Here is an 11939-nt window from a genome sequence, read left to right on the forward strand (position 1 = left end):
GCATGAGACAATGCGGTATCGTCGCAGCCCCGCGGCCTTGCCCTGACCGAATAAGACCATGAAACAAGATCCCCGCTTCCCCAATCTGTTCATCCTGAATCACCCGCTGATCCAGCACAAGCTCTCGCACATGCGTGACAAGCGTACCTCGACGCGCACCTTTCGCGACCTGCTGCGCGAGATCACTTTGCTGATGGGTTACGAAATCACGCGCGACTTGCCGCTGACCACTGAGTCGATCGAGACACCGCTGGTCACCTATGATGCACCCGTCATCGCCGGCAAAAAGCTGGCCGTGGTGCCGGTACTGCGTGCCGGTATCGGCATGAGCGATGGCTTGCTGGAGTTGATCCCGTCGGCGCGCGTCGGCCACATCGGCGTGTATCGCAACGACCAGCATCAACCGGTCGAATATCTGGTGCGCCTGCCCGACCTGCAAGACCGCACCATGATCCTGTGCGACCCGATGGTGGCGACAGGCAACTCCGCCGTGCATGCCATCGACGTGCTGAAAAAACGCGGCGTGCCTGCGGAAAACATCATCTTTGTCGCGCTGGTGGCGGCGCCGGAAGGTGTACAGGTATTCCAGGATGCGCATCCGGACGTGAAACTGTACGTCGCTTCGCTGGATTCGCATCTGGATAGCCATGCCTACATCGTGCCTGGCCTGGGCGATGCCGGCGACCGGATTTTCGGCACCAAGTAATTTCTTCCGCTCCATAAAAAAAGCCGCCGGGATCAGATCCGGCGGCTTTTTATTTCCGATACGTCAACGCTTATTCAACTGCCTTGACCATATCTTCAATCACCTTCTTGGCATCGCCGAACACCATCATGGTCTTGTCCATGTAGAACAGTTCGTTGTCCAGACCCGCGTAACCGGCGGCCATCGAACGTTTATTGACGATGACCGTCTTGGCTTTGTACGCCTCCAGAATAGGCATGCCGGCGATAGGCGACTTCGGATCCTTGGCAGCAGGATTGACCACGTCGTTGGCGCCCAGCACCAGCACGACGTCGGCCTGGCCGAACTCGCTGTTGATGTCTTCCATTTCGAAGACCTGGTCGTAAGGCACTTCCGCTTCGGCCAGCAGCACGTTCATGTGGCCGGGCATACGCCCCGCCACCGGATGGATCGCGTATTTCACGACCACGCCCTTGTGGGTCAGCTTCTCAGTCAGTTCTTTCAGTGCATGCTGCGCACGTGCCACCGCCAGACCATAGCCCGGAACGATGATCACGGTCTCTGCATTGCCCATCAGGAAGGCAGCATCATCAGCCGAACCCGATTTGACGTTGCGTTGCGCCTGCGCGCCGCCTGCCGCTGCAGCAGCAGGATCGCCGCCGAAGCCGCCGAGAATGACGTTGAAGAACGAACGGTTCATCGCTTTGCACATGATGTACGACAAAATCGCACCGGACGAACCCACCAGCGAACCGGCGATGATCAGCATCGAATTGTTCAGCGAGAAGCCGATACCCGCTGCCGCCCAGCCGGAATAGCTGTTGAGCATCGACACCACCACCGGCATATCGGCGCCGCCGATCGGAATGATGATCAGCACACCTAGTACGAAAGCGATCGCCGCCATGATGATGAACGGCAGCCAGTGTTGCGTCAGCACGAAGATAATGCCGAAGCCGATCATCGCCACCGCCAGCAACAGGTTCAGCATATGCTGGCCTGAGAAGCTCACCGGTGCGCCCTGGAACAGGCGGAACTTGTATTTGCCGGACAACTTGCCGAAGGCAATCACCGAACCGGAGAAGGTGATCGCGCCGACGAAGGTGCCGATGAACAATTCAACACGATTGCCTAGCGGAATCGCTTCGCCATGCGCGGCAATGTTGAAGGCCCAAGGCTCAGCGACTGCGGCAACGGCGATACAGACTGCCGCCAGACCGATCAGCGAGTGCATCGCGGCGACCAGTTCAGGCATCTTGGTCATCTCGACGCTCTTGGCCAGATACGCGCCAATGCCGCCGCCCACCACCACGCCGCCGGCCACCAGCCAGAAGCCGATGCCGGAACTCGGCATGTCGCCCTTGAGCTTGATGATCAGCGCCAGTGTGGTGACAACAGCGATCGTCATGCCGGCGATGCCGAAGGCATTACCGCGGCGCGCCGTCGATGGATGCGACAGACCTTTCAATGCCTGAATGAAAAAGACCGAAGCGATCAGGTACAACAGAGTTACCAGATTCATGCTCATGCTTATGCCCCCGCCTTTTCAGTCTTGGTCTTGGGTTCTTTTTTCTTGAACATTTCCAGCATGCGCTGGGTGACCATGAATCCGCCGAAGACATTGACCGCGGCCAACGCAACAGCCAGCGTGCCGGCGATGCGGCCGACCGGTCCTTCGGTCAGGCCGGCTGCCAGCATGGCGCCGATGATGATGATCGCCGAGATGGCGTTGGTGACCGCCATGAGCGGTGTGTGCAACGCAGGCGTAACCGTCCAGACCACGTGGTAGCCGACGTAAATCGCCAGCACGAAGATGATCAGGTTGATGATGGTGTGACTGACTTCCATGTGTTTTCTCCGTTTTCTTCGACATCGAGACGCCTTCTCTTATCGTCGTCTCTTACTGTCTTCTGTTATTTACGCAGCACTTCGCCGCCCGAGCACAGCAGGGTCGCCGCGACGATGTCGTCTTCCCGGTTGATGACCAGCTTGCCTTCGCCGTCGACGATGAGCTTGAGGAAGTCGAGTACGTTGCGCGAATACAGCGCCGAAGCATCAGCCGCCACCAGCGCCGCCAGATTGCCTTCGCCGATGATGTGCACTCCGTGCTTGATCACGGTCTTGCCGGACTCGGACAGGGGGCAGTTGCCGCCCTGGTCGACCGCCATGTCGAGAATGACCGAGCCTGGTTTCATGGCCTTGACGGTGTCTTCGCTGATCAGCACCGGCGCCTTGCGGCCCGGAATCAGCGCGGTAGTGATGATGATGTCGGCTTGCTTGGCGCGCTCATGCACCAGCTCGGCCTGACGGCGCATCCAGTCGGCCGGCATCGGGCGGGCATAGCCGCCGACGCCCTGGGCGATTTCCTTCTCTTCATCCGTGATGAAAGGCACATCGAGGAATTTCGCACCCAGCGATTCGATCTGTTCCTTGACCGCGGGGCGCACATCGGAAGCTTCGATCACGGCGCCCAGACGCTTGGCGGTAGCAATCGCCTGCAGACCGGCGACGCCGGCGCCCATGATCAGCATGCGCGCGGCCTTGACGGTGCCGGCGGCAGTCATCAGCATCGGCATGAAGCGCTGATAGGTATTGGCAGCCATCAGCACGGCTTTGTAGCCGGCAATATTGGCCTGCGAGGACAACACGTCCATCGACTGCGCGCGCGTGGTGCGTGGCGCGGCTTCCAGCGCGAAGGCGGTCAAACCGGCTGCGGCCATCGCTGCGATGTTGTCTGCATCGAACGGATTGAGCATACCGACCACGACCGTGCCGGACTTCAGGCGCGCGCGTTCGTCCGCACTCGGCGCACGTACCTTGAGAAGCGCATCGGCGCCGTACACGTCGCTTGCAGCGGCGATCGTGGCACCGGCAGCGACATAAGCCTCATCGGTGATGCTGGATTGAATACCGGCGCCTGATTCGACCAGCACCTCATGTTTGGCGGCCACCAGTTTCTTGACTGTTTCCGGGGTTGCCGCGACGCGTGTTTCTCCCTCCCGACTTTCGACGGGGATGCCTAGCCTCATTCAGAGCTCCTATAGTTGTAAATTCTTACCGGAATCTTACACGTAAAATTTAAAGATCAACAACTTTGCGCAAACCCCCTCTTTCGCGACGCCAACTCGCATCTTTTGCCCCCCCCCCTGAAGGCTTTGCCCAGCCACGGTAAAATGGCGGCTGTTGTAGGTTAAGGATAATAATGACTGAAGTATGGAAGCCCTCCGTCACTGTCGCTGCGATCATCGAGCGCGAGGGCCGTTTTTTGATGATTGAAGAGCAAGCCAGCGACGGCCTGCGCCTGAACCAGCCTGCCGGCCATCTCGATGAAGGCGAAACGCTGACGCAGGCCGTGGTGCGCGAGGCGCTGGAAGAATCCGCACACGATTTTGAACCGACCGCGTTGATCGGCATGTATATGTCGCGCAATGTGTCGTCCTCGCGCGCCGGCGCCGACACCACTTACTTGCGTTTCGCGTTTGCCGGAAAAGTGGGGCAAAAACACGACCGCCCGCTGGACACCGGCATCGTGCGCACGCTATGGATGACACGCGACGAAATCGCGGCGTGCAGCGAGCGCCATCGTAGCCCGCTGGTCTTGCGCTGCATCGACGATTACCTCAGCGGCCAGCGCGCGCCGCTGTCTTTACTGTATACCGACGTGAGCGTAACCGCTGCTGCCGTCAAGGAAGCAAACGGAGCAATTGGAGTAACAAATGGCTAAGAAGAAAGTCGTCATCGGCATGTCAGGCGGCGTCGACTCGTCCGTGTCCGCGTGGCTGTTGAAAGAGCAAGGCTACGAGGTCATCGGCCTGTTCATGAAGAATTGGGAAGACGACGACGATTCCGAATACTGCTCGACGCGCCAGGACTGGATTGACGCGGCCAGCGTGGCTGACGTGGTGGGCGTAGATATCGAGGCGGTCAACTTTGCGGCCGAATACAAGGATCGCGTGTTCGCAGAATTCCTTCGCGAATACCAGGCCGGCCGCACGCCCAATCCGGACGTGCTGTGCAACGCCGAAATCAAGTTCAAGGCCTTCCTCGACCACGCCATGCTGCTGGGCGCAGACCTGATCGCTACCGGCCACTATGCGCGCGTGCGCGAGAATCCGGTCGGCAAGTTCGAACTGATGAAGGCGGTTGACGCCAGCAAGGACCAAAGTTACTTCTTGCATCGCCTGAATCAGGCTCAGTTGTCGAAGACGCTATTCCCGCTGGGCGAGATCCACAAGACAGAAGTACGCAAGATCGCCGAGCAACTGAAGCTGCCGAATGCGACCAAGAAGGATTCCACCGGCATCTGCTTCATCGGCGAGCGCCCTTTCCGCGAATTCCTCAATCGCTACCTGTCGTACAAACCCGGCCCGATGAAAACGCCGGAAGGCGATGTCGTCGGCGAACACGTCGGCCTGAGCTTTTATACGCTGGGGCAGCGCAAGGGCATCGGCCTGGGCGGCATCAAGGCGCATCAGAACGCCGACGGCAACAGCGACGCCTGGTACGTAGCGCGCAAGGACGTCGAGAACAACACGCTCTATATCGTGCAAGGCCACGACCACCCGTGGTTGCTGTCGTCGCAATTGGGCGCCAGCCAGATCAGTTGGGTCGGAGGCGAAGCGCCGGATATGGAAGCATTGAGCGCTAAGACACGCTATCGCCAGGCCGACGTGCCCTGCACCTTCAATGACGATGGCGCGCGTTTCGACCTGCGCTTTACCGATCCGCAGTGGGCGGTGACACCCGGCCAATCCGCGGTGTTGTATCAGGGCGACGTCTGCCTCGGCGGCGGGATTATCGAGTCGGTGTAAAACCAGCCAAATCGCGCAAAAAACGCTCCGCCTGCCCTATGCAGCGGAGCGTTTTTTCTTTTCTGGCAACAAAATCCATTTCCCTCCATTTCCGGCAGGAAAGAAAGTCGCAACAAATTATAAAAGAGCTTGCAATCTTGGATTAAATGACGAATAATCTAAATAAGAATTGTTCGCATTTAATAGGAGGTTATGATGAGCCAACTGATCGAGCACGGAACTGAACGTCGTAACAAGCCAGCCACAGCAGCAAATGGCTCCCCCATTACACGCATCAAGAGCCAGGATTTGTTCCGGCAGATGCGCGAACTGGAAATCGACCACGGCGGTCGCATTTACAAGCTGCGCCTGACGCAGCTGAACAAGCTGATTTTGACGGCGTAAGCGGAAGCAAACGATACACAAAATAAAATCATCACAGAATCAACAGATTTGAACGATGGTACAAAACCAGCCAGCCAACGGTGATGCCACAGCGTTATACGTTAGCCAGCCAAGCTTGCCGATTAAGGAGAGTTTGATGGTTACCGACAAAATGGATTCTGCTTTCGTAGAACCAAATAACGCACCGGCACAGCCAGAGCTGCTGGTTTCAGCAGTGCTGCATTTGATGTCTCACTACACTGCCAGCAATCAGGAAACCAAAAGCTGCGTCAAATTGGCGTCAGTGATTGAACGACACCTGAAAGCATTGGCGGATTTGCCGAATCTGGCTCCGGTATTGCGGGCGACCTGCCAACAATTATCGGAACAGTGGGCAACCGTAGTGGAACGTACCATGCCGCAACCCGAGAAATTCAACTTGTTTGCTCGCATCGTTTCAGGAGCGAGATCCATTTAAGAGCCTACATACCCAGGCGGCAAGGCGTACAATGATCGTATGTGTTTGTAACAACATTTCCGAAGGCAAGATTCATCAGGCAGTGAATGCAGGCATGACATCGATGTCCGAGCTTCGCAAGGAGCTCGGTGTTGGTACTTGTTGCGGCAAATGCCATACCTGCGCCAAACACGTCCTGCGCGAATGTCTGAGCAATTCCAATCAAACACGCAACACAGTGCAAGCAATGGTGTTCCACGCGAACACCGCTGCTATTGCATAAAGATCATTTATGAACGCCTTATCGCCTACTATGAGTAGCAGCTCGTCCAATCCCGTCGGCGCCGTCTGGCGTCAGGTCCGCAAAATCGGCCCACTGGGCTTTATCATTCTGTTGCACCTGGCATTCTTCTATGCGCTGCAAAGTGGATTGATTCACCAGGTCGCGAACGCGATTCCCAAAGAAGTCATCGCCACGTTTATCACGCCAGAACGCGCGCCGGAACCGGCTCCGCCAAAGGCACCTCCGGCACCGCCGAAGGTCGTTCAGGTCGTAAAAAAATCCGTCACACCGCCGCCACCGATCCCGGTCACGCAGGCGCCTGCACCAACCGCCATCTCTGCACCTCCTACTCCGCCGCAACCGGCTGAACCATCGCCACCGGCAGCAGCGCCCGCACCGGCGCCTGCATCTCCTCCAGGTCCGCCGCCACCGAAACAAATCACGTCCGGCATCGAATACATTGAAGCGCCACGTCCGAACTATCCACCCGCCTCCAAGCGCATGGGTGAAGAAGGCGTCGTGCAGTTCCGCGTTTTGGTCAACACTGCCGGCAAAGCCGAAAAAGTCGATATCATCAAGGGATCGGGCTCGTCCCGCCTGGATGACGAGGCTCGTCGCGCTGTCATGCGCGCCGTATTCAAGCCTTATATCGAAGACGGCAAAGCTATCTCCGTGTCGGCGACCGGCGCAATCACATTCAAGCTGGACCGCTGATTGCAGCGGACATGCAGAATAAAATCAGTTAATTCATTCACTACAGTCATAGAAGGAAGTCATCATGGAAGTTAGTCCGTACGGATTGGAAAGCCTGTGGGCGCAAGGGGATTTCGTCACCAAGGGCGTCGCAGTATTGTTGCTCGCCATGTCGATCGCGTCCTGGTATGTGATCGTCACCAAAGCGCTGCAGCTGCTGCGCTTCCGCCGCGCCTCCGATGCGGCCGGCCACGCATTCTGGGACACCACCAGCCTGCCTGAAGGGGTTGCAACACTGGGCTCCGACAACCCATTCGCCGAAGTCGCCAAAGCCGGCGTTGCTTCGATGAGCCACCATACTGCCCACAAGGGCCATCTGCACGATCAACTTTCGGTCAGCGACTGGGTCACCCTGTCCCTGCGTCAGGCTATCGATGAGGCATCCGGCAAGTTGCAGGCCGGCATGGCGGTTCTGGCATCGGTCGGTTCGACAGCACCGTTCGTCGGTCTGTTCGGCACCGTCTGGGGCATCTATCACGCACTGGTGTCCATCGGCACTTCCGGCCAGGCCAGCATCGACAAAGTCGCAGGCCCTGTGGGTGAAGCGCTGATCATGACTGCGCTGGGTCTGGCAGTGGCGATTCCTGCAACCTTCGGCTACAACGCTCTGGTTCGCGGCAACAAGACCACCATCGCCAAGCTGAACAAGTTCGGCTTCGACCTGCACGCCCTGTTCGTCACCGGCGCACGCTCGGCAACAGAGGACGCCGAAACAGGCGCCACCAAAAGCGCCAAACTGACGGCCGTCGGGAGAGCGTAATGGCAATGGGTTCCCTGTCCGATTCAGACGACGACTTCAACCCGGAGATCAACACCACTCCGCTGGTTGACGTGATGCTGGTGCTGCTGATCATCTTCATCATCACCATTCCGGTCATGAATCACGCTGTCAAGATCGACCTGCCGCGCGCGACCAATCAGCCGGACGAAACCAAGCCGCAAAACATCAATCTGTCGATTGATGCGAACGGCAAGGTGTTCTGGAATGACCAACAAATCGACAACAATCAGTTGAGCCTGCGCATTGCCGAGGCTGCCAAGAAAGAACCGCAACCTGAATTGCATCTGCGCGCTGAGCGTACGACACAATACGAAAAAGTGGCGCAAGTGATGGCGGCTGCGCAATCGGGCGGTCTCTCCAAGATTGGCTTCGTCACTGATCCGCAAGCAAAGTAATTCATCTCTGAAGCCGGCGAGACAGTCACGCTCGCTACACCGCAAAGCCTTCATTCTTCACGGAATGGAGGCTTTGTTATTTTGAATGCCATCATTCAAACCCGCTCTACGCCGGCCCATACGTACTGCCGCAACAAGCCTGGCGCTGCTCCATAGAAATAAAGTAAGAATGATTCGCGCTAATTTATAGTGAACTCTGGAATCGGCTGCGCTATGATCCGTCCGTTCACGCGGCTAGACGATTGCGCAGATCCCCTCTGCCCGCCGGCCTGTCTTCTCCCACTATATTCTCAGAGGTTCCTATGAAAGGCGATCCAGCGGTCATCAAGCTGCTCAATGCTCAATTGACTAACGAATTGACAGCCATCAACCAATATTTTCTGCACGCCCGCATGTACAAGCATTGGGGCTTTGAAAAGATTGCCAAGAAAGAGTACGCAGAATCCATCGGCGAAATGAAACACGCCGACAAGCTGATCGACCGTATCCTGATGCTCGACGGCCTGCCTAACCTGCAAGCGCTGCACAAGCTGATGATCGGCGAGAACACTGCTGAAATGCTGCAATGCGACCTGAAGCTGGAAAAAGCAGCGCACAAGACCGTCAAGGAAGGCATCGCGACTTGCGAAACCCACGGCGACTACGTCTCCCGTGAACTGTTCCAGATGATTCTGGACGACACCGAAGAGCATATCGACTGGCTGGAAACTCAGCTCGACATCATTGAAAAGATCGGCATCCAGAACTACCTGCAAACGCAGATCATCGCAGAGTAATCGTCCCCGTCCGCTGCTCAAGCAGCGTCACGGACATAAAAAAAGCGCGACTCCGGTCGCGCTTTTTTATTTGAAGCCCGTCGCCGGGTTCGTGCCCGAATATCAATTCGGCGCGGTGTCCTTGAACGACTGACGCTCGGACAGCTTCTCGAACAGACGCAGCAATTCGGGATAATTTTCTTTCCACTGCGATTCAGGGAAACGGAAGTTCAGCCATCCCAAGGCACAGCCGACAGCAACATCGGCCAGCGAATAGTGGTTGCCGACGCAATAAGTCTTTTCGCCAAGGCCGGAAGCCATGGACTTCAAGGATGCGTCAACCTTGCTCCACTGGCGCTTGATCCAGTCAGGGCTTTGCTGGCGGGTCGGGCGCGCCTTCTCCAGGCGCACCAGGATCGCCGCATCCAGCATGCCGTCAGCCAGCGCTTCCCAGCATTTAACCTCAGCGCGCTCGCGGCCGCCGGTAGGCATCAGCTTGCCGACCGGGGTCAGGATATCGAGATATTCGGAAATCACGCGGGAATCGAACATGGCGCCGCCGTCGTCCATCATCAGGCATGGCACTTTTCCGAGCGGGTTGAATTGCTGGATGGTCGTCGTCTCGCTCCATACATCTTCCAGAACCAGCTCGTAATCGATCTTCTTCTCCGCCATGACAATGCGAACTTTGCGAGCGTAGGGGCTTACCAGTGAGGCGATTAGTTTCATAGCAATTTTTGTAATAATCCGGCCCGATTATAGCATCGGGGCTTTACCACTAACGCCCGAATCGCCGGTTGCGACGACAAGCTGCAACGATCCCGATTCCGGGACGCCCGGGATGGTAAAATCGCGAGTTAATACAGGTCCACACTTGTTCCTGCTATCGCCGTGGATCGCGATTCCTTATTTTCAACGCTGTTTTCATCTTTCCCCCGCTACTATCATGTCCCTCACCGCACTTTCCGCTCTCTCCCCACTCGACGGCCGCTACGCTGCCAAAACCGACAAGCTGCGCCCTATCCTCTCCGAGGCAGGTTTCATGCACCACCGGGTGAAAGTGGAAATTGCCTGGCTGCAAGCGTTGTCGGCGGCTGGTTTTGCCGAAATCAAACCGTTCTCGGCGAATGCCAGCTCGCTGCTCGACAAACTGGCAGCGGACTTCACCGAAGCCGATGCAGCGCGCATCAAGGAAATCGAAGCCGTCACCAACCATGACGTCAAGGCTGTCGAATACTGGCTCAAGGAAAAGGTCAAAGACGTACCGGAACTGGTTGCCGCGTCCGAATTCATCCACTTCGCCTGCACCTCGGAAGACATCAACAACACCTCGCACGGCATGATGCTCAAGGCTGCGCGCGACACCGTCGTGTTGCCGGCCCTGCAAGGCCTTATCGCCAAGCTGACCGAGCTGGCGCATGAACACGCTGCCGTGCCGATGATGTCGCGCACTCACGGCCAGCCTGCCAGCCCGACCACCCTGGGCAAGGAAATCGCCAACGTCGTCGCCCGTCTGCAACGCGCCGTCAAACGCATCGCCGCCGTCGAGATCCTCGGCAAGATGAACGGTGCGGTCGGCAACTACAACGCCCATCTGTCCGCGTATCCGGAAACCGACTGGGCGGCGTTCTCCAAGAACGTCATCGAACAACGCCTGGGCCTGGTGTTCAACCCATACACCATCCAGATCGAACCGCATGACTACATGGCCGAACTGTTCGACGCCGTGGCGCGCGCCAACACCATCCTGCTGGATCTGAACCGCGACGTCTGGGGTTACATTTCGCTGGGTTACTTCAAGCAACGCACCAAGGCCGGCGAAATCGGCTCCTCGACCATGCCGCACAAGGTCAACCCGATCGACTTCGAAAACTCCGAAGGCAATCTGGGCATGGCCAACGCCGTCCTCAAGCACCTGTCGGAAAAGCTGCCGGTTTCCCGCTGGCAGCGCGACCTGACGGATTCGACGGTCCTGCGCAACATCGGCGTCGCCTTCGGTTATGCCGTGCTGGCCTACGACAGCTGCCTGCGCGGCCTGAACAAGCTGGAAGTCAATCCAGCCCGTCTGGCTGAAGATCTGGACAATACCTGGGAAGTGCTGGCCGAGCCGGTGCAAACCGTCATGCGCCGCTATGGCATCGAAAATCCATACGAGCAGTTGAAAGAACTGACGCGCGGCAAGGGTATTTCGAAAGACGCCTTGCGCGACTTCATCAACGGCCTCGCTATCCCGCAAGACGCCAAGCATCTGCTGTTGGCCATGACACCGGCCAACTACATCGGCGAAGCCATCGCCTTGGCCAAAAATATTTAAGCATATGAGGGGAATACGGCGGAACCCAAACCTGCCTGATCCCCTCAAATTGCGCGGCAACAGATCGATTGTTAACCTAAATGGATCAGTGAAATCAGTTTTACTGATCTATTGCGAATCCTGAAAAGCCTTTATGCTGCTGCATCGCATTAAAAATGCGAGCCGCCTCATTTAAACGATCACTTCAAACGATCACAAAGGAACAAGCATGGTTGCTGTGCTGCATATCGATTTCGCTCAGGCTGCCGGCGTCGCAATGACGACCGAAAGCAATCCACGCCCGCGGTTCCTCCAGTAAGTAAGCAAGTAAGCGCTCGCTTGCACTCCTCGATTTCCCACCTT

General features: G+C 57.3%; 15 protein-coding genes. 11 read left to right on the plus strand and 4 right to left on the minus strand.

The features are described 5' to 3' along the window. Nucleotides 1-58: 58 nt before the first annotated feature. Nucleotides 59-706, plus strand: coding sequence for a uracil phosphoribosyltransferase (upp, locus tag AC1RN6_RS13850; RefSeq protein ID WP_007876503.1), 648 nt, complete (start codon nucleotides 59-61; stop codon nucleotides 704-706). A 70-nt stretch (nucleotides 707-776) separates the two neighbouring features. Here upp and AC1RN6_RS13855 read toward each other — a convergent pair whose 3' ends face one another. The 3 genes from AC1RN6_RS13855 to AC1RN6_RS13865 all read right to left on the minus strand — a co-directional run bounded on the left by AC1RN6_RS13855 (nucleotide 777) and on the right by AC1RN6_RS13865 (nucleotide 3714). Further along, nucleotides 777-2213, minus strand: coding sequence for an NAD(P)(+) transhydrogenase (Re/Si-specific) subunit beta (locus AC1RN6_RS13855; protein ID WP_493006023.1), 1437 nt, complete (start codon nucleotides 2211-2213; stop codon nucleotides 777-779). Between the two features lie 2 nt (nucleotides 2214-2215). After that, a complete protein-coding gene (locus AC1RN6_RS13860; RefSeq protein ID WP_493006024.1) occupies nucleotides 2216-2533 on the minus strand; it encodes an NAD(P) transhydrogenase subunit alpha part 2 in 318 nt (105 codons plus the stop codon). Between the two features lie 65 nt (nucleotides 2534-2598). Next, the gene (locus AC1RN6_RS13865; RefSeq protein ID WP_493006025.1) at nucleotides 2599-3714 is read right to left on the minus strand and encodes a Re/Si-specific NAD(P)(+) transhydrogenase subunit alpha; all 1116 of its coding nucleotides are present in this window, start codon (nucleotides 3712-3714) and stop codon (nucleotides 2599-2601) included. Nucleotides 3715-3887: 173 nt separating this feature from the next. On the opposite strand from AC1RN6_RS13865, the gene AC1RN6_RS13870 reads away from it, so the two are divergent. The 9 genes from AC1RN6_RS13870 to bfr all read left to right on the plus strand — a co-directional run bounded on the left by AC1RN6_RS13870 (nucleotide 3888) and on the right by bfr (nucleotide 9304). Beyond that, complete coding sequence (locus AC1RN6_RS13870; protein ID WP_493006026.1) at nucleotides 3888-4409, plus strand: NUDIX hydrolase; 522 nt, start codon at nucleotides 3888-3890, stop codon at nucleotides 4407-4409. Continuing rightward, the gene (mnmA, locus tag AC1RN6_RS13875; protein ID WP_493006027.1) at nucleotides 4402-5496 is read left to right on the plus strand and encodes a tRNA 2-thiouridine(34) synthase MnmA; all 1095 of its coding nucleotides are present in this window, start codon (nucleotides 4402-4404) and stop codon (nucleotides 5494-5496) included. The genes AC1RN6_RS13870 and mnmA overlap by 8 nt, the downstream gene beginning before the upstream one ends. A 195-nt stretch (nucleotides 5497-5691) precedes the next feature. Beyond that, the gene (gene hemP / locus AC1RN6_RS13880) at nucleotides 5692-5880 is read left to right on the plus strand and encodes a hemin uptake protein HemP (protein WP_007878681.1); all 189 of its coding nucleotides are present in this window, start codon (nucleotides 5692-5694) and stop codon (nucleotides 5878-5880) included. 136 nt (nucleotides 5881-6016) lie between these two features. Further along, nucleotides 6017-6337, plus strand: a complete 321-nt coding sequence (locus AC1RN6_RS13885) for a hypothetical protein (protein ID WP_493006028.1) — start codon at nucleotides 6017-6019, stop codon at nucleotides 6335-6337. A gap of 31 nt (nucleotides 6338-6368) precedes the next feature. After that, nucleotides 6369-6599 carry a (2Fe-2S)-binding protein gene (locus AC1RN6_RS13890; RefSeq protein ID WP_493006029.1) on the plus strand — a complete coding sequence of 77 codons (231 nt, stop codon included), beginning with the start codon at nucleotides 6369-6371 and terminating at the stop codon, nucleotides 6597-6599. A 9-nt stretch (nucleotides 6600-6608) separates the two neighbouring features. Next, the gene (locus AC1RN6_RS13895) at nucleotides 6609-7313 is read left to right on the plus strand and encodes an energy transducer TonB (RefSeq protein WP_493006030.1); all 705 of its coding nucleotides are present in this window, start codon (nucleotides 6609-6611) and stop codon (nucleotides 7311-7313) included. Between the two features lie 64 nt (nucleotides 7314-7377). Continuing rightward, a complete protein-coding gene (locus AC1RN6_RS13900) occupies nucleotides 7378-8112 on the plus strand; it encodes a MotA/TolQ/ExbB proton channel family protein (protein WP_493006031.1) in 735 nt (244 codons plus the stop codon). Next, nucleotides 8112-8528, plus strand: coding sequence for an ExbD/TolR family protein (locus AC1RN6_RS13905; RefSeq protein ID WP_493006032.1), 417 nt, complete (start codon nucleotides 8112-8114; stop codon nucleotides 8526-8528). The genes AC1RN6_RS13900 and AC1RN6_RS13905 overlap by 1 nt, the downstream gene beginning before the upstream one ends. Before the next feature lie 302 nt (nucleotides 8529-8830). Then, nucleotides 8831-9304 carry a bacterioferritin gene (gene bfr / locus AC1RN6_RS13910; RefSeq protein ID WP_050477429.1) on the plus strand — a complete coding sequence of 158 codons (474 nt, stop codon included), beginning with the start codon at nucleotides 8831-8833 and terminating at the stop codon, nucleotides 9302-9304. 102 nt (nucleotides 9305-9406) lie between these two features. Here bfr and AC1RN6_RS13915 read toward each other — a convergent pair whose 3' ends face one another. Beyond that, on the minus strand, nucleotides 9407-10012 hold the full coding sequence (locus AC1RN6_RS13915) for a glutathione S-transferase N-terminal domain-containing protein (RefSeq protein WP_493006033.1): 606 nt from the start codon (nucleotides 10010-10012) through the stop codon (nucleotides 9407-9409). A 217-nt stretch (nucleotides 10013-10229) separates the two neighbouring features. On the opposite strand from AC1RN6_RS13915, the gene purB reads away from it, so the two are divergent. After that, nucleotides 10230-11597 (plus strand): adenylosuccinate lyase, encoded by a 1368-nt coding sequence (purB, locus tag AC1RN6_RS13920; protein WP_493006034.1) that lies wholly within the window; start codon nucleotides 10230-10232, stop codon nucleotides 11595-11597. The last annotated feature ends 342 nt before the right edge of the window (nucleotides 11598-11939 follow it).

The organism is Herbaspirillum sp. GW822-FHT03A08, from assembly GCF_058801885.1.

What these genes read in the sequence shown, in the direction of transcription:
- upp (WP_007876503.1), top strand. Translation starts at nt 59, where the DNA reads ATGAAACAAGATCCCCGCTTCCCCAATCTGTTCATCCTGAATCACCCG.
- AC1RN6_RS13855 (WP_493006023.1), bottom strand. Translation starts at nt 2,213, where the DNA reads ATGAGCATGAATCTGGTAACTCTGTTGTACCTGATCGCTTCGGTCTTT.
- AC1RN6_RS13860 (WP_493006024.1), bottom strand. Translation starts at nt 2,533, where the DNA reads ATGGAAGTCAGTCACACCATCATCAACCTGATCATCTTCGTGCTGGCG.
- AC1RN6_RS13865 (WP_493006025.1), bottom strand. Translation starts at nt 3,714, where the DNA reads ATGAGGCTAGGCATCCCCGTCGAAAGTCGGGAGGGAGAAACACGCGTC.
- AC1RN6_RS13870 (WP_493006026.1), top strand. Translation starts at nt 3,888, where the DNA reads ATGACTGAAGTATGGAAGCCCTCCGTCACTGTCGCTGCGATCATCGAG.
- mnmA (WP_493006027.1), top strand. Translation starts at nt 4,402, where the DNA reads ATGGCTAAGAAGAAAGTCGTCATCGGCATGTCAGGCGGCGTCGACTCG.
- hemP (WP_007878681.1), top strand. Translation starts at nt 5,692, where the DNA reads ATGAGCCAACTGATCGAGCACGGAACTGAACGTCGTAACAAGCCAGCC.
- AC1RN6_RS13885 (WP_493006028.1), top strand. Translation starts at nt 6,017, where the DNA reads ATGGTTACCGACAAAATGGATTCTGCTTTCGTAGAACCAAATAACGCA.
- AC1RN6_RS13890 (WP_493006029.1), top strand. Translation starts at nt 6,369, where the DNA reads ATGATCGTATGTGTTTGTAACAACATTTCCGAAGGCAAGATTCATCAG.
- AC1RN6_RS13895 (WP_493006030.1), top strand. Translation starts at nt 6,609, where the DNA reads ATGAACGCCTTATCGCCTACTATGAGTAGCAGCTCGTCCAATCCCGTC.
- AC1RN6_RS13900 (WP_493006031.1), top strand. Translation starts at nt 7,378, where the DNA reads ATGGAAGTTAGTCCGTACGGATTGGAAAGCCTGTGGGCGCAAGGGGAT.
- AC1RN6_RS13905 (WP_493006032.1), top strand. Translation starts at nt 8,112, where the DNA reads ATGGCAATGGGTTCCCTGTCCGATTCAGACGACGACTTCAACCCGGAG.
- bfr (WP_050477429.1), top strand. Translation starts at nt 8,831, where the DNA reads ATGAAAGGCGATCCAGCGGTCATCAAGCTGCTCAATGCTCAATTGACT.
- AC1RN6_RS13915 (WP_493006033.1), bottom strand. Translation starts at nt 10,012, where the DNA reads ATGAAACTAATCGCCTCACTGGTAAGCCCCTACGCTCGCAAAGTTCGC.
- purB (WP_493006034.1), top strand. Translation starts at nt 10,230, where the DNA reads ATGTCCCTCACCGCACTTTCCGCTCTCTCCCCACTCGACGGCCGCTAC.